This window comes from Arthrobacter sp. 05N428_2 (genome assembly GCF_056397065.1).
On record NZ_JBFTMR010000040.1, the window covers coordinates 1 to 1,238 of the forward strand.

A 1,238-nucleotide genomic window follows, 5' to 3' on the forward strand; every position below is an offset into this window, starting at 1 on the left:
CTGAGGCAGAGCCTGGCCGCCAACGATGCCGGGGTCGCAGAGTGGGTTTCCGGGTTGCCTGGTCCTGCCCTCGTTGTTTATGAGGCAGGTCCAACCGGATTCGGGTTGGCCCGGTTACTGGCCGAGGCGGGGATTGAGTGCCTGGTCGCTGCGCCGTCCAAGCTGCAAAGGCCTTCCGGTGACCGGGTGAAAACAGATGCACGGGACGCCGAGCATCTGGCCCGTTTGGCYCTTCTTGGACAGATCACGCCCGTGCGGGTTCCTGGCCTTGCGGATGAAGCGGCCCGGGATCTGGTTCGTGCCCGTGAGGACGTCCGCGCGGATCTGATGAGGGCCAGGCACCGGATCTCGAAGCTCCTGTTGCGCCACGGCCTGGTCTACTCCGGCGGCCATGCCTGGACCGATGCCCACCACACCTGGCTGCACCGGCAACGATTCGATGATCCGRCCCTGCAGGCCGCCTACGAGGCCAGCTTGGAAGCTGCGGACCTGACGTTGGACCGCAGGGAYCGTTTGGATGCGAAGATCACCGCCCTCGCGGCCACCGACCGCTATGCGCCMGTGGTCCATGCGTTGATGTGTTTGCGCGGGATCTCGGTGCTGACCGCTTTCGGCTTGGCAGTGGAGATTGGTGACTGGACACGTTTCACCGGCTCCACSATCGGCGCCTATCTGGGTTTGGTCCCCTCGGAGCATTCCTCCGGCGCTTCACGGTCCCAGGGCGGCATCACGAAGACCGGCAACACCCATGCCCGTCGCCTGCTGGTCGAGGCCGCCTGGCATCACCGCCGCCCCTATACCAATGCCAGCCGGGACATGCGTGCCCGCTGGGACGCCGCCGACGAGGCATCCCGGGTCCGCGGCCATCAGGGCAACCACCGGCTGCACCACAGGTGGGACCAGTTCGAAGCCCGTCACAAACGCCGGGTCATCGCCAATGTCGCTGTCGCACGGGAACTGGCTGGCTGGTGCTGGTCTCTCGCCGCCGCGGTCCAACAGGAGCAGCCATGGACGGATGAATAGACGTGTGCCGTTCCCGGCCGGCCTGAATGGCCCGGCAGCGTGGAGGAGACCCGCGATACACCTATGGGCAACCGGCAACCAACCGGTGACGCCCGACATTGCTAGACCAGCGGCACCCCTCCAGCCGAACACCTCGTCCTGCGGTAGCCAACCCGCGCATATCAGTCTGACAGCGCCGTCGATCAAGACGCGCCGGCCAACCGGAGCAGGCGGGG

1 protein-coding gene is annotated in these 1,238 nt (G+C 66.4%); it reads left to right on the plus strand.

Going from position 1 to position 1,238, the window contains the following annotated elements; translation table 11 throughout:
* The coding region (locus AC1DGI_RS18210) for an IS110 family RNA-guided transposase (RefSeq protein ID WP_476899838.1) at positions 1 to 1,023 on the plus strand (1,023 nt) is incomplete at its 5' end.
* Positions 1,024 to 1,238 lie beyond the last annotated feature (215 nt).